This is a genomic window from Albibacillus kandeliae (assembly GCF_003116585.1).
Lineage (GTDB): Bacteria > Pseudomonadota > Alphaproteobacteria > Rhodobacterales > Rhodobacteraceae > Albibacillus > Albibacillus kandeliae.
The window spans coordinates 364,863-385,182 of sequence record NZ_QEHM01000001.1 but is presented as its reverse complement, the minus strand read 5'-3'; the positions used below and the strand labels follow the sequence as shown (position 1 = coordinate 385,182).

The 20,320-nt window shown below is 66.4% G+C and carries 16 protein-coding genes; 7 read left to right on the top strand and 9 right to left on the bottom strand.

Annotation, left to right across the window (positions count from 1 at the left end; genetic code table 11):
* Nucleotides 1–88 precede the first annotated feature (88 nt).
* Together DDT93_RS01820 and DDT93_RS01815 are read left to right on the top strand one after the other, a co-directional pair.
* Nucleotides 89–562 carry a hypothetical protein gene (locus DDT93_RS01820; RefSeq protein ID WP_109464079.1) on the top strand — a complete coding sequence of 158 codons (474 nt, stop codon included), beginning with the start codon at nucleotides 89–91 and terminating at the stop codon, nucleotides 560–562.
* 105 nt (nucleotides 563–667) lie between these two features.
* Nucleotides 668–1,108, top strand: coding sequence for an excinuclease ABC subunit A (locus tag DDT93_RS01815; protein WP_109464078.1), 441 nt, complete (start codon nucleotides 668–670; stop codon nucleotides 1,106–1,108).
* A gap of 68 nt (nucleotides 1,109–1,176) precedes the next feature.
* Here the strand turns inward: DDT93_RS01815 and uvrA are convergent, their stop codons facing one another.
* The 7 genes from uvrA to DDT93_RS01780 form a co-directional block, all read right to left on the bottom strand.
* Entirely contained in the window at nucleotides 1,177–4,038 is a 2,862-nt protein-coding gene (uvrA, locus tag DDT93_RS01810) for an excinuclease ABC subunit UvrA (protein WP_109464077.1), read from the bottom strand.
* Between the two features lie 79 nt (nucleotides 4,039–4,117).
* Entirely contained in the window at nucleotides 4,118–5,311 is a 1,194-nt protein-coding gene (locus DDT93_RS01805) for an MFS transporter (protein WP_109464076.1), read from the bottom strand.
* A gap of 665 nt (nucleotides 5,312–5,976) precedes the next feature.
* The gene (lpdA, locus tag DDT93_RS01800) at nucleotides 5,977–7,371 is read right to left on the bottom strand and encodes a dihydrolipoyl dehydrogenase (RefSeq protein WP_109464075.1); all 1,395 of its coding nucleotides are present in this window, start codon (nucleotides 7,369–7,371) and stop codon (nucleotides 5,977–5,979) included.
* A gap of 374 nt (nucleotides 7,372–7,745) precedes the next feature.
* Entirely contained in the window at nucleotides 7,746–8,324 is a 579-nt protein-coding gene (locus DDT93_RS01795) for a DUF924 family protein (protein WP_109464074.1), read from the bottom strand.
* A gap of 111 nt (nucleotides 8,325–8,435) precedes the next feature.
* On the bottom strand, nucleotides 8,436–9,698 hold the full coding sequence (locus DDT93_RS01790; protein WP_109464073.1) for an MFS transporter: 1,263 nt from the start codon (nucleotides 9,696–9,698) through the stop codon (nucleotides 8,436–8,438).
* Between the two features lie 102 nt (nucleotides 9,699–9,800).
* The gene (queA, locus tag DDT93_RS01785; protein WP_109464072.1) at nucleotides 9,801–10,859 is read right to left on the bottom strand and encodes a tRNA preQ1(34) S-adenosylmethionine ribosyltransferase-isomerase QueA; all 1,059 of its coding nucleotides are present in this window, start codon (nucleotides 10,857–10,859) and stop codon (nucleotides 9,801–9,803) included.
* Between the two features lie 45 nt (nucleotides 10,860–10,904).
* Entirely contained in the window at nucleotides 10,905–14,165 is a 3,261-nt protein-coding gene (locus DDT93_RS01780; protein ID WP_109464071.1) for a YhdP family protein, read from the bottom strand.
* Between the two features lie 189 nt (nucleotides 14,166–14,354).
* Here DDT93_RS01780 and bcp point away from each other — a divergent pair, with 189 nt between their 5' ends.
* The 5 genes from bcp to DDT93_RS01755 all read left to right on the top strand — a co-directional run bounded on the left by bcp (nucleotide 14,355) and on the right by DDT93_RS01755 (nucleotide 19,196).
* Nucleotides 14,355–14,816, top strand: coding sequence for a thioredoxin-dependent thiol peroxidase (gene bcp / locus DDT93_RS01775; protein WP_109464070.1), 462 nt, complete (start codon nucleotides 14,355–14,357; stop codon nucleotides 14,814–14,816).
* Nucleotides 14,813–15,634 (top strand): ferritin-like domain-containing protein, encoded by an 822-nt coding sequence (locus DDT93_RS01770; protein WP_109464069.1) that lies wholly within the window; start codon nucleotides 14,813–14,815, stop codon nucleotides 15,632–15,634. Before bcp ends, DDT93_RS01770 begins: the two co-directional genes overlap by 4 nt.
* 214 nt (nucleotides 15,635–15,848) lie before the next feature.
* On the top strand, nucleotides 15,849–17,207 hold the full coding sequence (locus tag DDT93_RS01765; RefSeq protein WP_109464068.1) for a M23 family metallopeptidase: 1,359 nt from the start codon (nucleotides 15,849–15,851) through the stop codon (nucleotides 17,205–17,207).
* Complete coding sequence (locus tag DDT93_RS01760) at nucleotides 17,161–17,679, top strand: bactofilin family protein (protein ID WP_109464067.1); 519 nt, start codon at nucleotides 17,161–17,163, stop codon at nucleotides 17,677–17,679. Before DDT93_RS01765 ends, DDT93_RS01760 begins: the two co-directional genes overlap by 47 nt.
* Before the next feature lie 11 nt (nucleotides 17,680–17,690).
* Nucleotides 17,691–19,196 carry an MFS transporter gene (locus tag DDT93_RS01755; protein WP_109464066.1) on the top strand — a complete coding sequence of 502 codons (1,506 nt, stop codon included), beginning with the start codon at nucleotides 17,691–17,693 and terminating at the stop codon, nucleotides 19,194–19,196.
* 43 nt (nucleotides 19,197–19,239) lie between these two features.
* Here the strand turns inward: DDT93_RS01755 and DDT93_RS01750 are convergent, their stop codons facing one another.
* Together DDT93_RS01750 and DDT93_RS01745 are read right to left on the bottom strand one after the other, a co-directional pair.
* Nucleotides 19,240–19,791 carry a peptidylprolyl isomerase gene (locus DDT93_RS01750; RefSeq protein ID WP_109464065.1) on the bottom strand — a complete coding sequence of 184 codons (552 nt, stop codon included), beginning with the start codon at nucleotides 19,789–19,791 and terminating at the stop codon, nucleotides 19,240–19,242.
* Entirely contained in the window at nucleotides 19,784–20,290 is a 507-nt protein-coding gene (locus DDT93_RS01745) for a peptidylprolyl isomerase (protein ID WP_109464064.1), read from the bottom strand. Before DDT93_RS01745 ends, DDT93_RS01750 begins: the two co-directional genes overlap by 8 nt.
* Nucleotides 20,291–20,320 lie beyond the last annotated feature (30 nt).

Here is a 20,320-nt window from a genome sequence, read left to right as displayed (position 1 = left end):
CCCGCCGGCGCCCGGACAGGGCGCCGACGGAAAGTTTCCTGCGGGACGTTTGGTTCATCAAAGACCAAATGTCACAAAGGAGACTGACATGCGTAAGCTCACCTATCTTGCAGCGATCCTGGCCACCTGCGCGATGGCCCCTGCCGCCTTTGCCCAAGGACAGCAACCGCCCGCCTGCCCGCAGGGTCAGAAGTGCGAGCAGCCGCAGGGCAACAAGCAGCAGGGCAATCGCCCGCCCGCGCAGGGTCAGCAGCACCAGCAGAACGCGCAGCAGGGCAACCGGCCGCCGCAGCAACAGCAGCCGCAGAAGGCCCACGGGAACCAGCCGCAGCAACAGCAGGGTCACGGGAACCAGCCGCAGTTCGCGCAGGGCAAACCCAAGGGCCCGTCGATCAAACCCGGCCACCGCGTGGACAACTTCCAGCGCGTTTCCGACCCGCATCGTTATGGCCTGCCCAAGAACCAGACCTTTGTCGTGCGTGACAGCTATGTCTACCGCATCGACCCGAACACTGGCGTCGTTCTGGCCCTGATCGGCCTTGCCGCATCCGTCCTCCACTGACCCGGCCCCGGTGGCGGCTTCCCGCCGCCGCCGGGAACTCTCCTGTCATTTCGCGCGTTTATCCAGCAGACGGAAAGTGAATTCACGAACCGGAAGGAGACAGTCATGACCCGCACGACCCGCATGATCCCGATCCTCGCGATCGCGGCCCTGGCGCTTCCCGGCGCCGCGATGGCGGACAAATCGCACAACAAGGGCGGCAACGTTTACACCATCGCCGCCAACTGCCCGCCGGGGCTTGCCAAGAAGGCCGTTCCCTGTGTTCCGCCCGGCCAGGCCAAGAAGGCACCGGTGGTGATCGAACGTCACGACCGCGACCACGATGGCCGCCGCCCGGTCTATGACAGCCGCGACTATGACCGCCACTACGACTACCGCGTCGGCGACGTGGTGCATGGCGATTACATCGTGATCCGGGAACCGTCGCGCTATGGCCTCGACCCGAACGGTACCTATTACCGGATGGGCGAAGCCGTCTACCAGGTGGACTCGGACACCCGCAAGGTACTGGCCGTCATCGGCCTCGCGAGTGCGTTCCTGAACTGAGTTTTGTTTGTATGTAACGAGTTACGCCGCCATGCCCCGGGGCATGGCGGTTTTCGTTGTGACCTGGCCTACTCGGCCGCGACGCGCTTGGGGTCGAGCATGTCCTTGAGGTAGTGCCCGGTATGGCTCTCGGGCACGGCGGCCACCTCTTCCGGCGTGCCGGTCGCCACGATGCGGCCCCCGCCATCACCGCCCTCGGGGCCGATGTCGATGATATGGTCGGCGGTCTTGATGACGTCGAGGTTGTGCTCGATCACGATGACCGAGTTGCCCTGATCGACCAGTTCATGCAGCACTTCCAACAGCTTGCGCACGTCTTCGAAGTGCAAACCCGTCGTCGGCTCGTCGAGGATGTAGAGCGTGCGCCCCGTGGCGCGCTTGCTGAGTTCCTTGGAGAGCTTGACCCGCTGCGCCTCGCCGCCCGAGAGCGTCGTCGCCTGCTGGCCCACCTTGATGTAGCCAAGGCCCACGCGCATCAGCGCATCCATCTTCTCGCGGATCGAAGGCACCGCCTTGAAGAATTCCTGCGCCTCTTCCACCGTCATGTCGAGCACGTCGGCGATGGACTGGCCCTTGAACTTGATCTCCAGCGTCTCGCGGTTGTAGCGCGCGCCCTTGCAGGTCTCGCACTCCACGTAGACGTCGGGGAGGAAGTGCATCTCGATCTTGATGACGCCGTCACCCTGACAGGCCTCGCAGCGCCCGCCCTTCACGTTGAAGGAGAAACGCCCGGGCTTGTAGCCGCGCGCCTTGGCCTCCGGCAGCCCCGCGAACCAGTCGCGGATCGGGGTGAAGGCCCCGGTGTAGGTGGCCGGGTTGCTGCGCGGCGTGCGCCCGATCGGACGCTGGTCGATGTCGATGACCTTGTCGAGATGCTCCAGACCCTTGATCGTCTCACAGGGCGCGGGCGTCTGGCGGGCCCCGTTCAGGCGCATCGAGGCGGTCTTGAACAGGGTCTCGATGGTCAGCGTGGACTTGCCGCCGCCGGAGACGCCGGTGACGCAAACGAACTTGCCCAGCGGATACTCTGCCGTGACGTCCTTGAGGTTGTTGCCGGTCGCCTTCACCACGGTGATGGACTTGTTCTTCTTGCCCTCGCGGCGATGCTCGGGCACCGCGATCTCGCGCGTGCCGGCAAGGTACTGACCGGTCAGCGAGGCCGGATCGGCCGCGATCTCCTGCGGCGTGCCCTTGCTGACAACCTGTCCGCCATGCACCCCGGCACCGGGGCCGATGTCGAAGACGTAATCGGCCTCGCGGATGGCTTCCTCGTCATGCTCGACCACGATCACCGTGTTGCCCTGATCGCGCAGGTTCTTGAGCGTGGTCAGGAGGCGGCCATTGTCGCGCTGGTGCAGGCCGATGGAGGGTTCGTCGAGGACATAGAGCACGCCCTGCAGACCCGAGCCGATCTGGCTTGCCAGACGGATGCGCTGGCTCTCGCCACCGCTTAGCGTGCCACTTGAGCGAGACAGCGTAAGATACTCAAGACCAACGTTATTCAGGAACCCGAGGCGTTCCCGAATTTCCTTCAGGATGGCCTTGGCGATCTCGTTCTTCTGCTTGCTCAGGCTGCCCGGAACCGTCTCGCACCAGGCATAGGCCTCGCGGATGGACTGCTCCACCACCTCGCCCACGTGCTTGCCCGCGATCTTGACCGCGAGCGCCTCGGGGCGCAGGCGGTAGCCATTGCAGGTGCCGCAGGGACGGTTGTTCTGGTAGCGCTCGAACTCCTCGCGGATCCAGCTGGAGTCGGTCTCGCGATAGCGACGTTCCATGTTGGGGATGACCCCCTCGAAGACGCGCGAAACCTGGTAAACGCGCCCGCCCTCGTCGTAGCGGAACTCGATCTCCTCGTCGCCCGAGCCATGCAGGAAGACCTGCTGAACGTGCTTGGGCAGATCCTTCCACTTGGTGTTCTTGTCGAACTCGTAGTGGCGCGCGATGGCCTCGATGGTCTGCAGGAAGTAGGGCGACTTGCCCTTGCGCCAGGGCGCCAGCGCGCCGTCGTAGATCTTGAGGTTCTGGTCCGGGACCACGAGGCGTTCGTCGAAGAACAGCTCGACCCCGAGGCCGTCACAATCGGGGCAGGCCCCGAAGGGCGCGTTGAAGGAGAACAGGCGCGGCTCGATCTCGGGGATGGTGAAGCCACTGACCGGACAGGCGAAATTCTCGGAGAAGGTGATGCGCTCCGGCTCACCCTCCTTGGGTGCGGTCTCCAGCACACAGATGCCGTCGGCAAGGTCGAGCGCGGTGCGCAGCGAATCCGCCAGCCGCGTCTCGAGCCCTTCGCGCACCACGATCCGGTCGACCACCACGTCGATGTTGTGGCGGAACTTCTTGTCGAGCGTCGGCGGCTCGTCGAGTTCGTAGAACTCGCCGTTGACCTTGACCCGCTGGAAGCCCTGCTTGCGCAGTTCGAGGAATTCCTTGCGGTACTCGCCCTTGCGGTCGCGCACGATGGGCGCCAGCAGGTAGGCGCGCGTGCCCTCCTCCATCGCCATGATGCGGTCGACCATGTCCTGCACCTGCTGCGCCTCGATCGGCAGGCCGGTTGCGGGGCTGAAGGGCGTGCCGGCGCGGGCGTAGAGCAGGCGCATGTAGTCGTAGATCTCGGTCACCGTGCCGACGGTCGAGCGCGGGTTCTTCGAGGTCGTCTTCTGCTCGATGGAGATCGCCGGAGAGAGACCGCTGATGTGGTCGACGTCCGGCTTTTCCATCATGTCGAGGAACTGGCGGGCATAGGCGCTCAGGCTCTCGACATAGCGGCGCTGGCCCTCGGCATAGATGGTGTCGAAGGCAAGGCTCGACTTGCCCGAGCCCGACAGGCCGGTGATCACCACCAGCTGGTCGCGCGGGATGTCGACATCGATGTTCTTGAGGTTGTGTTCGCGCGCGCCGCGCACCTCGATATGTTTCAGCTCGGCCATGGCAGTCCCCGTTAACGGTTTAGACATAGGTGAGTGTTATCGAGTCTCCAATAGAAAAATGCGAACATAAGGAGAACGATCAGGCGGATGCACGCCGGCGGCGCTGTGCCAGCAGCATGTGCATCACGAATCCACAGCAGTAGAGCCCCAGGGCGAAGACGAGAAAACCACTCGGGCCCCAGGTGCCGACCATCGCGGCAAGGATCGGGGTGCCGGTCGTCGTTCCCAGGTTCCCCATCTGGGCCAGCGCGCCATTGGCCTCGGCCCGCGCGGTCGCATCCTCGTTGAGCTGCGGAATGGCGGTAAAGCTGGAGCCCTGCACCAGCCCGAGGCAGAGCGCGAGGGCGATGTAGCAGAGCGGATTCTGCGGTGCCAACCAGATCGCGATGCTGGCCAGGGTGCAGGCGGCAAAGCCGATGCGGATGACGGTGACCGCCGGGAAGCGGCGCAGCAGCAGCACGCCGAGCGTCATCGAAGAGCAGATGCCCGCCAGCGGCATGAAGGCAACCACGCTGTCGCGTATGGTGCCCTCGGGCAGGTACTGGGGCATGATGGTCAGGATCGCGACCCAGGTGGCGGCGTAGAAGAACCAGCCGAGCGCTGGGGCGTTGCGCCAGGGCGAGCGGTAGATGCGGATGTGCTCGGCGACGACCGAGCGCAATGAGAGCAGCCCGCTGCGCGGCCCGACGACGTCACGCGGCAGCATCAGCGCCACCAGCAGGGCCATCGCGGCCATGTAGATGCCATGCGCCCCGTAGAGCGCGCCGACACCCCAGGCGCGGGCAAGGGGCAGACCGAAGAGGACGAGGAGGAAAAAGGCGACCCCGAAGAAGGTGGACCAGAGCGACAGGGTGAGGCCGCGATGGCGCGGAGCGCTGATCTGGGCGATGAGAGTTGGGGCGGAGACCACGATGGCGAGGTGCGAGGCGCCCTCGAGCGCCCGGCTGAACAGGAACAGCGGCAGGGAGGGCAGCATCGCCTGCCATGCCGAGACCACGGCCCCGAGTGCCAGCGCGGCGATCAGCGCGCGGCGATACCCGATGGAGGCCACGATGAGCCCGGCCACGACACCGAAGAGTACGCCGACGAAGCCGACAAGGGACACCGCGAACCCGAGCTTGGCCCCGGCGGCGCCGTAGTGTTCGGAAAGCAGCGTGAAGCTGACCGAGACCTTGCCGAACTGGGCCGCGGCGCCGAGCCCCGCGGCCCAGAGGCCAAGCACGGTGGCAAAGGAGGTCCGTTCAGAGGGGGCCGGCTGGGCGGTGGCGGTCATGGTCGAACCTTTCCTGCGATGACCACCCCCTACCCTGCATGGGGAAAAAGAAAAAGGCCGCCCGAGAGGCGACCTCTGTTCCGTGGTGCCGGGCCGTAGCTGGGCGAGTTGCCGGGACCATCTTGGGGCGCCTGTCGGAAGACGGTTGTCGGAAGACGCTTGTAGGTAGACGCCTGTCGGAGCGCGCCTGTCGGAAGGCGTCTGTCGCGAAGCGCCTGTCGGGAGGCACCGTCGGGAGGCACCGTCGGACGTCGCACTTAGCGGAAGCGACCGGCCGGAGGCGAGCGTCGGAAGGCGCCTGCCAGGACGCGCCCGTCGGGAGGAGCCCGTCGGAAGGCGTCCGGCGGAAGGTGCCCGGCAGAAGGCGCCGGAGGACGGCGACCGGAGGAAGACGCCTGTCGGGCGGTGCCCGTCAGAAGGCGTCCGGAGGACGGCGCCCGGCAGAAGGCGCCCGGTGGAAGGTGCCCGGCGGAAGGTGCCCGGCGGAAGGTGCCCGGCGGAAGGCGACCGGAGGACGGCGACCGGAGGAAGGCGCCTGTCGGGCGGTGTCCGTCAGAAGGCGCCCTCAGCGCAAACGCCTGTCGTGAGACGCCCGGCGGAAGGCGTCCATCGGAAGGCGCCCATAGCGGCACCGCCTGTCGCGCTACCCGCAGTGCGGCCCGGCGTCAGATGTGGATCACCCGGTCGTAGGCGTCGAGGACGGATTCGTGCATCATCTCGGAGAGCGTCGGATGCGGGAAGACGGTCTCCATCAGCTCGGCCTCGGTCGTTTCGAGCGTGCGCCCGATCACGTAGCCCTGGATCAGCTCGGTCACCTCGGCGCCGACCATATGCGCGCCGAGCAGCTCGCCGGTCTTGGCGTCGAAGACAGTCTTGACCATCCCTTCGGGTTCACCAAGCGCGATGGCCTTGCCGTTGCCGATGAAGGGGAAGCGGCCGACCTTGACGTCGTAGCCGAGCTCCTTCGCCTTGGCCTCGGTATAGCCGACGGAGGCGACCTGCGGCTGGCAGTAGGTGCAGCCGGCAATCGCCTCGGGGCGCACCGGGTGGGGATGCTTGCCGGCGATCAGTTCCGCCACCATGACCCCTTCGTGGCTGGCCTTGTGCGCCAGCCAGGGCGCACCGGCGATATCGCCGATGGCATAGAGCCCCTCGACCCCGGTGCGGCAGTAACCGTCCACGACGACATGGGTCCGGTCGATCTTGACGCCCAGTTCCTCGAGGCCGAGACCTTCCACATTTCCAACAATACCGACCGCCGAAATGACCGTATCGACCTCGATTGCTTCCATTTTGCCACCTTTCTCGATGTGAGCGGTGACTTTGTCCTTGGCGCGGTCCAGCTTCTTGACCGTCGCCTTTTCCATGATGGTCATGCCCTGCTTGGTGAACTGCTTCTTGGCAAAGGCGCTGATTTCGGCGTCTTCCACGGGCAGGACACGGTCCATCACCTCGACCACGGTCGTCTCGGCGCCAAGCGTGTTGTAGAAGCTGGCGAACTCGATGCCGATGGCGCCCGAGCCGATGACCAGCAGCTTCTTGGGCATGTGCGGCGGCTGCAGGGCGTGCTTGTAGGTCCAGACCCGCTGGCCGTCAGCCTCGAGCCCCGGCAGTTCGCGGGCGCGGGCGCCGGTGGCGAGGATGATGTTCTTCGCCGTCAGTTCCTCGGTGCCCTTGTCGGTCTTGACCGCGACCTTGCCCTTGGCGGGCAGCGTGGCCGCCCCCATGAACACGGTGATCTTGTTCTTCTTCATCAGGTGGCCGACGCCGCCCGAGAGCTGCTTGGCCACACCGCGCGACCGCTTGACCACGGCGTCGATGTCGTAGCCGATCTTATCGGCGGTAAGGCCGAAATCCTTGGCGCGCTCCATCAGGTGGAACACCTCGGCCGAGCGCAGCAGCGCCTTGGTCGGGATGCAGCCCCAGTTGAGGCAGATGCCGCCGAGGTGCTCGCGCTCCACGATGGCGACCTTCTGGCCAAGTTGGGCCGCGCGGATGGCGGCAACATAGCCGCCGGGGCCGGCGCCGATTACGATCACGTCAAAGGATTGGGCAGCCATTGCATGTCCTCCGCCAGGCGCTCCGAAAACTAGTTCAGCGTTAAACTAGTTTTCGCGCAGCTTCAATGCCGCTTTCTCGCGGGGAGCTCTGCCCCCGTTTCCGACCACTCTAGCGCAGTCGCGGACAGGGGCAAACGCCTTTGCCGAGGCGCGCCGCAACTCGCGCAGGGGTTGTGTAACCCATAGCGGAGAGCGCCGGATCAAGGTGCTGGCCCCCCTCTGGTGGTCGTTTCCCATGCGGGAACGGTGACGAGGGAGCGCGGGAATTTGCCACGGATGCCCTGCCGCGCAGCAGCGTGGCGTGGGAGCGCCCGGAAAGCAAAGGGCCGGTCCCGAGGGCCGGCCCGATGTGATCTGGCAATGTGCCGCCGGGCTTAGCCGGCGGATTGCAGTTCGCGTACCGTCTGGCCGTAGCCCCCGGCGGTGACATAGGCCATCTCGGTCTTGGTCGAGGGCCGCGCGAGCGCTTCGTTCCGATAGGGGAAGCGGCCGAATTCGCGGATCACCTTGCGGTGCGCCCGGGCGTGGAGCATGTTCGCCGCCCCGGTCTCGGGCATGCGCTCGCAGAACAGGCGCACGCAGCGGTCCTGATCGACAAGGTTCTCGGAGTGCATCATCGGCAGGTAGAAGAACTGCCGTGCAGGCTCGTCGATCCGCAGATCCCAGTTCTTGTGGATCGCGGCCTTGGCGGCGGCGAGCGCCGCGCGGTCGGTCGAGAACGCCTTGCCGCAATTGCGGAACATGTTGCGCGGGAATTGGTCGGTCAGGATGATGTAGGCCAGGGCGCCGCTGGGATAGGTCAGCCAGAGCGAATAGGCGCCCTCGCGTGCCTTTTCCCAGGTCGTCAGAAACTTGTCTCGGATTTTGGCATCGAGGTCGTCATTCGCCTCGTACCATCCTTTCGGGCCAACCTCGTCCAACCAGAAACTCAATACGTCTTCAGGGCCAGTCATGGATCCTCTCCAGATTCCTATGGTCACATTCCCAGGGTGGGTTCAGGGTAAGGGTGTTTTACACAGCTGTTACAGTAACAAATTGCAACACATTCGACATAGTGTGAACGATCACACGGTGTCCTGATCTCCGTGCTCTGCCTCGAAACTCGCCTCTTGCGCGAACTCGACGGCCATCGGCGTGGCGACGGGAGTCATGGGCGAGATGCCGCTCGTGTCTGCCACAGGGACCGAGGCGCGCTGGGTCATCCGGTAGCCCGCGTAGACGGTGACGGCGAAAAGCAAAGCGCCGAGGAAGAGGAAGTAGCCCGGCGGACCGAAGGCGGCGTCGCTCATGATCCAGCCTGTCAGCAGCGGCCCGGCCACAGCTCCGAGGCCGTTGATGAAGACAAGCCCGCCCGAGGCGGCGGCCATGTCCTCGTGTTCGAGGTAGTCGTTGGTGTGGGCGATCAGCAGCGAATAGAGCGGGTTGGTGGTGCCGCCGACGATGAAGGCCGAGACCAGCAGGAGCGTGTAGCTGCCGCCCAGAAGCATCCCGAGGACGGAGGCTGCGCCGCCTGCAAGCGACACGATCATGATCAGCTGGCGGCGGTCCATCCGGTCCGAAACCCAGCCGATGGGGTACTGCAGCAGCAGTGCGCCGACATAGAAGGTGCCGACGAAGATCGAGATCTGCAGCACCGAGAGACCGGCCTGCGCGCCGTAGACCGCGCCCATGCCGAACTGGGCGGAGTAGACACCGCCGAGGAAGAACATGCCGACGCAGCCAAGGGGCGAGATCTCCATGATCTCGCGCAGGCTCTTGGGCTTGGTGGATTCGAAGGCCGGGGTCGGGCTGATCGACAGCAGGATGGGCGCGAAGGAGATCGAGATCAGCACCGAGGCGATGATGAAGGTTTCATAGCCCGAGGGATCGGCGATCAGCATCACCGCCTGCGAGGCGACGACCCCGAGCATCATGGTGATCATGTAGAGCGAGAGCGCCTTGCCCCGGTTGGCGTTGTCGGCGGCGTTGTTCAGCCAGCTTTCGGCGGTGACGTAAACACCGGAGAAGCAGAAGCCGATGACGATCCGCCCGAGGATCCAGTAGATCGGCGAGGGCAGCACCGGGTAGAGGATGAACACCGAGGAGATCAGCGAGGCCAGCGCGGCAAAGACCCGCACGTGGCCGACCCGGCGGATCATCTCGGGTGCCATGCGCGAACCGCCGAGGAAGCCGATGAAATAGGCCGACATCACGAGCGATAGCTCGAGCGTCGTGAAGCCTTCGATGTTGCCGCGCACCCCGAGGAGGGTGCCCTGCAACCCGTTGCCGATCATAAGCAGGCAGAGCCCGAGCAACAGCGCCCAGGCACTCGACAGTACTTGCAACATTCCCTGACCCCTTAAGTCTCCTCAGCTCCCCTCTGCCCGTACAATGTGACAGAAAACGGAGCGCATTTCTTTCCGCTTGCGACTTTTTTCCGACGCCAGCGGCTAGGTCGGTCTTTCAGGGAGGAGCAGCGAGGCGTCCCCGTAGGAGAAGAAGCGGTAGCGGCTGGCCACGGCGTGGTCATAGATCGCCTGCATTTCCCGGTAGCCGATGAAGGCCGCCACCAGCATCATCAGCGTGGATTTGGGCAGGTGAAAGTTGGTCATCAGCGCATCGGCAACATGGAAGGTGAAGCCGGGATAGATGAAGATGTCGGTCTTGCCGCGCCAGGGCTGGATCGCGCCGCTGCGCGCCGCGCTCTCGATCAGGCGCAGCGCAGTGGTGCCGACCGGGATCACCCGGCCCCCTGCCGCCCGCGTCGCCGCGATCTCGGCGGCGGCGGTCTCGCTGACTTCGCCCCATTCGGCGTGCATCTTGTGTGTGGTCACGTCCTCGACCTTGACCGGCAGGAAGGTGCCGGCGCCCACGTGCAGGGTGACCTTGGTAAAGGTGACACCCTTGGCGGCGAGACGGTCCAGCAGCGGCTGGTCGAAGTGCAGCGATGCGGTGGGCGCGGCAACGGCGCCCGGGTGCTCGGCAAAGACGGTCTGGTAGTCGGTCTTGTCCTGCTCGTCGGCGGCACGCTGCGCCGCGATGTAAGGCGGCAGCGGCATCTGCCCGGCCTCGGCCAGCGCGGCGTCGAAATCCTGGCCCGCCAGGTTGAAGCGCAGGAGCCCCTGCCCGTCTTCGGTGCCGGTCAGTTCGGCCGAAAGCGCCCTGGAAAAGACGATCGCCTCGCCCGTGCGGACCTTCTTGAGCGGCTTCAGGAGCGCGGCCCATGTGCCGTCGGCGCGGGGTTCCAGCAGGGTGACCTCGATCTTGGCCGAAGTCTCGCCCTCGGGACCGGTCCGGAAACGGCGCCCCATCAGGCGGGCCGGGATCACCGCGGTATCGTTCAGGACCAGCCGGTCGCCGGGACGCAGCCAGTCGACGAGGTCGGTCACGATCTGGTCATGCAGACGGTCGCCCTCGGCCACCAGCAGGCGCGCCGAGGAGCGCGGCACGGCGGGGCGTGTCGCGATCAGGTCGTCAGGCAGGTCGAAATCGAAATCCGAGAGTTTCATCGGGCGCGCTATAGTCCCGGTCGCGCGGATTGACCACAGGTGATTTCAGCGCCCGGCGTCGGGCGGTGCGGCACTGCTCGCGGGCGGGGTCTGGGGGCGGGCCGGCTTGTTCGGATCCTGCGGCGGAGGGGCCCGGAAGATCTCGCGGAACATGCCCGGGGCAAGGGCGGAGAGCGGGTTGACGCTGACCGAGGGGTCGGAGGCCGTGCCGCGCAGGCGGTAGTTGAAGCCGATCAGCCCCTCGCCCTTGCGGGTGAGGACCGAGCCGATGGCGTTCAGCATGTAGATCGGCGAGATCACGCCCTGCATATCCAGCTGCCCGGTGGGCACGTTGTAGGTCCCGTCCATCGAGATACCCATCGAGGGACCAACGGCGCTGGAGGAATAGAGGGTCAGCCGGGACGGGGCGAGGCGGAACTTGGCATCGACCTCGGTGAACTGGATGCCCTGCCCCGTCAGCTCGTCGACGAGACCGATCACGCTGATCGAGTTCAGCAGCGCGGCGATGGCGGGGGCGTCCTTGACCCGGGTGTCGGTGACCCGGAGGGTGCCGTCGAACTGACCGGCCTGATCGGCGGGCAGCAGGGTGAGCGAGAAGTCTCCGCCCCGGCCCTGCCGCAGCAGCCCGGCCGAGCGGAACACGCCGCCCGCGTCGTTCGACCGGATCCGGAAGGCGCTGCCGCCGTTCTGCGGCACCACCTGCCCGGTGACGCCGGTCTGGCCATTGACCCGGCCCCGGAAATCGCCGGTCAGGCCCCGGGCGGTGGTGAAGCTGCCGGAGAAGCCTGCGAGCGAGATGCTGTCGGTGATCTGGAGGGTGTCGAGCGCGATGTCGATGGGGCCGGAACCCGAGCCGGAGCCGCCAGAACTGCCGCTGCCGAAATCGGCGGTGCGCAGGTCGAGCCGACCGCTGCGCACCCGGACGGCGGGCGCCGCCGCGCCGCGCCCGATCAGTTCCACCTGACCGTTGAACCAGTTGCCGATCTGGACCGACCCGAACAGCGCGCGGTCGAGGCCGCCGTCGGGCTTGATGGTGACCGACCCCGAGGACTTGAGGCCGCCGCCCTGCACCACCAGCGAGTCGACGCGCGCGGGTTCGGTCAGCGTGGCGGTCAGGCGCAGCAGGCCCTTGCTTTCGGCAGGCTTGGTCCAGCCGATCTCGGGCGCGCGCAGGCGGATGCCCTCAAGCTCGGACTCGAGAGCGAGTTCGGGCGGCTTGCCGGGCCTGAGATCGAGCGTGAAGCGTCCCTTGCCGCTGCCGGAGACCGTCCCGGCCGGGAGCCCGATGTGGAAGGTGTCGACGGTGGTCTGCGACAGCTCCACCGTGCCCTCGACGCGGCTGTCCTTGCTGGCGCCCTTGCCGATGGCCTGCCGCCACGAGACCTCCGCCGGAACCTCGCCGATCCGCCCCGGCCCGAAGACTCGCACGTAGGTCTGGTCGCCCTCGATGCGCAGGCGGTCGGAGGTAACAGTGTAGCCCGGCACCAGTTCGGTGCTGACCACCGGGCCCGAGACGCCGTTGAAGTGGAATTCGATCTCGTCCAGCGGCACGCCCTTGGTCAGCGGCATCGAGACGGTGCCGGTTGCACGGACCTGCCCGTCGGCCAGCGCGACCGGCAGCGGCGTGTCCTTGAGCACGGAGAGCGGAGGCCGGTTCAGGAGCGAGAGAATACTGGTGATCGAGCCCTCGCCCGCAAAGCGCACGATCCCCGGTGCGGCCTGGCGGATGGAGATATCGGGGATGATGAAGGAGGTCCCGGTGACGTCGATGGCGCCGCCCTCGTCGCCCTCGACCCGCCCGGCGCCCGCCGTCACGACAAAGCGGTTGCCGACCAGCGTGGCCTGCCCGGCGGCGCCGGTGATCGGGGGCATGGTGGGCAGGAACTGGATCTGCGCGTCCTGAAACTGGAAGTCGGCGAAGATCTCGGGCTTTTCGCCCGGCTTCATCCGCAGGGCGACGGCAATGTCGCGCAGCAGCCCGTCCGAGATGTTCTCCTCGACCCATTCGCGCGGCTTGGGTGCGGCGGCCTCGGGCCAGAGCTCCACCAGCCGCTCCGGCGCCATCTGGTCGAGGTTGCCGTCCACCGACAGCGACCAGCCCCCGGGGCCCGCGTCGAAGGCTCCCTTGGCCAGCATCTTGCTGTCGCCGATGTCGAGCTGGATTTGCCCGAAGTCGAGTTCGAAGGGATTGAGCTTGAGCCGCAGGTCGGCGGTGACCGACCCGATCTGGAGCGGTTCGGGATAGAGCCGGCCCGGGCTGAGGCTGAGGTTGGAGAAGGTGAACTGCCCGATCATCTCGTCGAGCTTGCCCGAGGCGATATCGCCGAGGTAGGCGCGCCCCTCGGCCTGGCCGGACCCCCAGGCGCTGGAGATCGAGAGATCGTTGAATTCCAGCATCTGCTGGTCGGGGGTATAGGTAAAGTAGCTGTGCGCGCCGTCGAAGGGGATCGGCCGGGCGGAGTCGTTGGGTTGCAGCACCCCCGCGCCGATCTGAAGCGTCGCCGAGAGCGGGCCGAGGCTGCCGTCGTCGTTCACGCTGCCCCGGAGGGCGCCCGAGATCGGGGCACGCAGCACGCCCAGCCAGTTCAGCGCCGGGGCCTGAACCGCCACGTCGGGCGCGGGCACGTCGCGCACCGTGATGCCGAAGGTCAGTTCGGGGGAGCCGACACGGCTGGCATAGCCCGCCTCGACGATGCTGGCGACATCGCCACCGCCGAGCAGGGCAAAGCTGGAGGTGACCGCGACGTTGGCCCCGTCCCTGTCGAGCCGTACCCTGCCCCCGTCGAGCGTCCAGCTGCGCTTGTTGAACAGGTCGTCGTAGCGCAGCGTGATCGACTGCAGCTCGACCACGGTGAGGGCGGAGAACTGCGGCAGGTCCAGCATCCGTTCCCACTGGTCCAGCAGCAGGGGCAGCGACGCCGCGCTGTGCAGCGGCGCGGCCTCGTCGAAGAGGAACTCGAACCGGCCGTCGGCGTTGCGGCGGAGGGTGGCGAGGGCGCCGGTCAGGTAGATGCGCTTGGGCTGGACCTGACCGCGCAGCAGCGGGCGCATGGCAAGGCTGGCCTCGGCGTTGGAAAGCTGGACCACCGGCTGCCCGTCGGGGCGGACAAGGGCGAAGTTGCGCAACCGCAGGCGGGGCCGCCAGCCCTCGCCCAGCACGAACTCGACATCGGAAAAGGTGACCTGCAGCCCGTTGGTGCCCTGTTCGATCCGCTCTTCGATGCGGGACTGGAGCCAGTCGGGCGCGCGGATGGTCTGGTCCATCAGGAGGTAGAGGCCACCGGCGGCAGCAAGGCCGATTGCCACGAAAACGGCCAGCGTGGCGAGCCCGATCCTATGGGCCCGCGACCGCTGTCGCCTTGGCCTCGCGGTGGGGGTCTTGCCACTTTCTGTCACAGATCGCCGGAACCGTTCATGAATGCCTGCCCGCCTTTATTGTTGCCGATAACGGACTATTATGAAACTCACATTTGTCGCAAACCACGGAGCCCCGCAATGCCAGATATCGACGATGCCGCCCCGGATTTCACTCTGCCTCGGGACGGCGGTGGCGAGGTCACGCTGTCCGAGCTGAAGGGCACGCCGGTGGTCCTTTATTTCTATCCCAAGGACAACACGCCCGGCTGTACCAAGGAGGCGATCGCCTTCTCCGGCGATGCGCAGGCTTTCGCCGATGCCGGGGCGCAGGTCTTCGGGATCTCGAAGGACAGCGTGAAGAAGCACGACAATTTCGTCGCCAAGCACGGGCTGAGCGTGCCCCTGCTATCGGATGAGAACAGCACGGTCTGCGAGGACTATGGAGTCTGGAAGGAGAAGTCGATGTACGGCAAGACCTTCTGGGGCATCGAGCGGTCGACCTTCCTGATCGGCGGAGATGGCAAGATCGCGAAGGTCTGGCGCAAGGTGAAGGTCGATGGCCACGTGGCCGAGGTGCTGGACGCGGTGCGCGCGCTGTGACGCTCTCGCTGGCCGAGCGCGCGGTCGAGGTCCTGAGCACCGCGGACGGGCGCGAGAAGACCCGCGTGTCGCGCGAGCATGCGGCTGCATGGCTGGCCTCGCGCGTGCCGGGCGCCGAGCCGATCCCGGTGGGCACCGGGTCGCCGCCGGACCATCCGGCCCGGCCGGAGCGGCCCGAACTGCTGGCGCCCCGTGACGTGCCCCGCCGCCGCACCGGCAGCGAGGCGGGCCGCATCGCATTGCTGCACGCGGTGGCGCATATCGAGCTGAACGCGGTGGACCTGCACTGGGACATCCTCGCGCGGTTCGGTCATGTGCCGATGCCGATGGGGTTCTACGACGACTGGGTCCGGGCGGCGGACGATGAGAGCCGACACTTCAACCTGATGTGCGACTGCCTCGAAAGCCTGGGCAGCCATTACGGCGCCCTGCCCGCCCATGCCGGCATGTGGCGCGCCGCGTCGGATACGGCGGAGGACCTGATGGGCCGCCTTGCCGTGGTGCCGATGGTGCTGGAGGCGCGCGGGCTGGACGTGACGCCGGGCATGATCGACATCTTCCGCAAGGCGGATGTCGCGCAGGCGGTGGCGGCGCTGGAGACAATCTATGCGGAAGAGGTCTCGCACGTGGCTTATGGGTCGAAGTGGTTCCACTTCCTCTGCGGGCGTGAGGACCGGGATCCGAAGGAGGTCTTTCACGAACTGGTGCGGCGCTATTTCCACGGGGCGCTGAAGCCGCCGTTCAACGAGGAGAAACGGGCCGAGGCGGGCATTCCCCCGGACTTCTACTGGCCACTTTCCGAGCAACTGGCCGGGTAGACCCCCGGGTTTTCCACAGTGATTAACACTTAATCTATCCTCAAGCCCTTGCAGATCGGCGAAATTTCGCCGATCTGCTCAATCGAATGGCGGATTCCACCCATCGGCCGCCTCGCAGCTTGCCCGATGTTAATCCCCTAGTTATGCACTTGCCTCAGAATGCCGAGTTAATGGGACAGGTATTCTGCATGGGGATGGAACTAGGGAACACAGCGTGCGAACACGGCTGGCAATTAAGACACACGCCATCATGGAAAGGCTTTTTCCCGAGCGGCGCGTTTTTCTGAAATCCGAGACCGACACGCGTTTCATCCGACTCAAACCTGCGACACAGCTGCTGATCTATGCAGGTGTCAGCGCGACGGTTTCCTGGGCCATCATCGCGACGGCCATCCTGATGATGGACAGCATCGGCTCGGGCAACCTGCGTGACCAGGCCCGGCGCGACCAGGTGCAGTTCCAGGAACGGCTGAACGCCATGGCCGAGGAGCGTGACCGCCGCGCCGTCGAGGCCCGCGCCGCGCAGGAGCGGTTCAACGCCGCGCTGAGCCGCATCTCGGCGATGCAGTCCGAGCTGCTGACCTCCGAACAGCGCCGCAACGAGCTCTCCACCGGGATCGACGTGATCCAGGAGACCCTGCGCGAGACCATGCAGGACCGCGAAGCCGCGCGCAGCGACCTTGCCAAGCTGAAGGAAGAGACGGCGGACAGCAACGTGGCGCTGGCCGAGGCCTCGCCGTTGCCGCTGAACTTCATGTCCGACGCGCTGGAGAGCACCGCCGCCGAGCGTGACCAGATGCTGGCCGATGCCCGCGCCGCCAAGGATGAGCGCGACGAGGCCGAGCTGGAACTCAAGCTGCTGCACGAGAAGAACGAGGACATCTTCCGCCGCATCGAGGATGCGGTGGCGCTGTCGATCGCGCCGCTGGACGACATGTTCCAGAGCGCTGGTCTGAACAGCGAGAGCCTGCTGAGCCAGATCCGGCGCGGCTATGGCGGCCAGGGCGGCCCGCTGACCCAGATCAGCTATTCCACCCGCGGCGAGGAGCCGACCGCCGACGATCTGCGCGCCGACGCCGTGCTGAGCCAGCTGGACCAGCTGAACATGTACCGCATCGCCGCCGAGAAGGCACCCTTTGCCCTGCCGGTGCACAGCGCCTTTCGCTACACCAGCGGTTTCGGCTATCGCCACGACCCCAAGAATGGCAGCCGCCGGATGCACAACGGCGTCGATTTCGCGGGCGCCTACGGCACCCCGCTCTATGCCACCGCCGACGGCGTCGTGGTCCATGCCGGATGGATGTCGGGCTTTGGCAAGCTGGTGAAAATCAAGCACGCTTTCGGCATTCAGACCTATTACGCCCATACCTCGCGCATTCTTGTGAAGGAGGGCCAAAGGGTCTCGCGCGGGGACCACATAGCTGATATGGGTAACACCGGTCGAGTTACCGGCACCCATCTGCACTATGAGGTGCGCGTTGCCGGTAAACCCGTAAACCCCATGACCTACATCAAGGCTGCGAACAATGTTTTCAAAGAGCAAAATCAACGAGCCCGGCTCAAAAGCGAATGAGGACTCGGTGTCGTCCGCTCCCACTCCCGCAATGAGCTCGCCCTCTCAGAACGAGTTCAAGGCCAGCGCTCCGAAGCCGAAACCGCCGGCGTCGACCCTGTCGTCGGACCTGCACATCACCGGCAACATCAAGACCACCGGCGACATCCAGGTGGAAGGCAGCGTTGACGGCGACATTCGCGCCCACCTGCTGACCATTGGCGAGACCGCCACCGTCAAGGGTGAAGTGACCGCAGACGATGTGGTGATCAACGGCCGCATCATCGGTCGCGTCCGTGGCCTCAAGGTTCGCCTGACCTCGACCGCCCGCGTCGAAGGCGACATCATCCACAAGACCATCGCCATCGAGAGCGGTGCGCATTTCGAGGGCTCGGTCCAGCGTCAGGACGATCCGCTGAACCCGTCGCGTCAGCCCGCCAAGACCGGGAACCCCGCATCGGCACAGCCCGCAGCCAAGGCCGACGCCTCCTGATAGACGACACCATGTCTGACAGACCCGGACAGGTGCCGGCGGCAGAGCCCGCGGCACCTGTTTTCGTTTCCGACTTCTGCGCGGCCGACCGGCGCCCCCTGCTGCTGACCGCCGCCATCCTCGCCTCGGCGATGGGGTTCATCGACGGGACGGTGGTGGCCATCGCGATCCCCGCCATCCGGGACTCCCTCCTCGCCACGCTGGCCGAGGCGCAATGGGTCCACAACGCCTACATGCTGACGCTCTCGGCGCTGATCCTCGTGGGCGGCGCCTTTGGCGACCGGTTCGGTCTGGCGCGGGTCTTCGGCACGGGGATCGTGCTGTTTGTGGCGGCCTCGCTGCTATGCGCGATGGCGACCGGCCCTGCCTTTCTGATCGCGGCGCGCGCCCTGCAGGGCATTGGCGCGGCGATCATGGTACCCGGCTCGCTCGCGGTGATCGCGCGCGCCTATCCGCGCGGCGAGCGGGGCCGCGCCATCGGCATCTGGGCCGCAGCCTCGGCGCTGACCACCGCGCTGGGGCCGGTCGTGGGCGGCATGGTGCTGACCTTTGGCGGGGAGAGCATGTGGCGCTGGATCTTCGCGGTGAACCTGCCGATGGGGATCATCTCGGTCGCCCTGCTGGCGCGCGCGGTCAAGCGCGACCCGGCCCGCGCGGGCACGCCGGTCGACTGGCTGGGCGCATTGCTGGCGACGCTGGCCTTTCTCGGCATCGCCTGGGGCCTGACACAGACCGAGGCACACCCGCGCGCGGGTGCGCTCTGGCTTGTGGCCGGGGTGGTCGTGCTTGGCCTGTTCCTGCTGTCGCAGGCGCGCGGACGTCATCCGATGATGCCCCTGGGGATGTTCAGGAACCGGGATTTCTCGGCGGCGAACCTTGTCACCTTCACCCTCTACTCGGCGCTGAGCATGGTGTTCTTCTACCTGCCGATGACGCTGGTCGCGGGCTGGGGCGAGAGCGAGATCGTAACCAGCATCGCCTTTGCGCCGATGACGGTCTTCATCGCGTTGCTGTCCCCGCGCATGGGCCGTCTGGCCGAGAGCACGGGACCTGCCCCGCTGCTGGCCGGAGGCGCAGTGATCGTGGCGGCGGGATACGAGGTGATGGCCTTTACTGCGCCCGCGGAACTGTTCTGGTGGGGCGTGATGCCCGCCATGTGCCTTGTAGGGCTGGGCATGTCGCTGGTGGTGGCGCCGCTGTCGACGGCGGTCATGGGAGCGGTCGAGGAAGAGGAATCCGGCCTCGCCTCGGGGATCAACAACGCGGCGACGCGACTGGCGGGTCTGATCGCGGTCGCGGCGACAGGGGGATTGGCGGCGGGCGCCTATGCCCGGGCCGGGGGAGTTGCGAGTTTCGGAGAGAGTTCGACGACGGCGGGTCATGCCCTTGCCATGTCGGCGGGGCTGGCCGCGATCTGCCATCTGGCAGCGGCCCTGTCCCTGATCAGCGCGGCAATCGCGTGGATGGCGCTGCGCGGTGTCGGGAGTGCACGCCCCGGCCCGGAGGCCGGAGCGTAGGTTTGGCGGCGTTCGCCCCGGCGCCGAACCGGGGCAGCGCCCGTCACTCGGTGACGGTGACCTTGACCATCATGTCGGGCTCGCCGACGACGGCGCCGTTCGGGCCGGTGCCAAGCTTGATCTTGTCCACGATGTCCATGCCCGAGGTGACCTTGCCAACAACCGTGTACTGGCCGTTCAGGAAGTGACCCTCGTCGAACATGATGAAGAACTGCGAGTTCGCGCTGTTCGGGTCCTGCGCGCGGGCCATGCCCACGACGCCACGGTCGAAGGGCACGTCGGAGAACTCGGCGGGCAGGTCCGGACGGTCGGAACCGCCCATGCCCGCGCGGCGCATGTCACCGCCCTTGCGGCCGAATTCCACGTCGCCGGTCTGGGCCATGAAGCCTTCGATCACGCGGTGAAACACCACGCCATCGTACTTGCCTTCCTTGGCCAACGCGGTGATCTGTTCCACGTGCTTGGGCGCGACATCTTCCAGCAGGTCGATGTGGATCGTGCCGTTGGCCTCGCCCCCGACCTGGATGTCGAGGCCGGTGGCCAGCACGGGCGACGCCAGCAGCGTGAGCGCGGCGGCGAGCGTCAGCTTACGCATCGGCGGCCACTTTCACGCTGATCATGCGGTCGGGGCTCGCAGGCGGCTCGCCGCGGGTGATCGCATCGACATGTTCCATGCCCGAGATCACGCGGCCATAGACCGTGTACTGGCCGTTCAGGAAGTGGTTGTCCTTGAAGTTGATGAAGAACTGCGAGTTGGCCGAGTTCGGGTTGGCCGAGCGCGCGGCGCCGAGGGTGCCGCGGTCGTGCGGCAGGCGCGAGAATTCCGCCGGGAGGTCCGGGTGGTCGGAGCCGCCGGTGCCTGCCATGCGCAGGTTGAACCCATCTTCCATGTCGCCGTGCTGGACGTCGCCGGTCTGGGCCATGAAGCCTTCGATCACGCGGTGGAAGCAGACGTTGTCGTAATCGCCTGCGCGGGCCAGCGTCTTCATCCGCTCGGTGTGGGCCGGGGCCACGTCAGGCAGCAGCTCGATCACGACGGTGCCGTCTTTCAGCTCCATCAGGATGGTGTTTTCCGGGTCTTTGATCTCGGCCATCGGGGGCACTCCTCATGTTTTGTTTGCGCC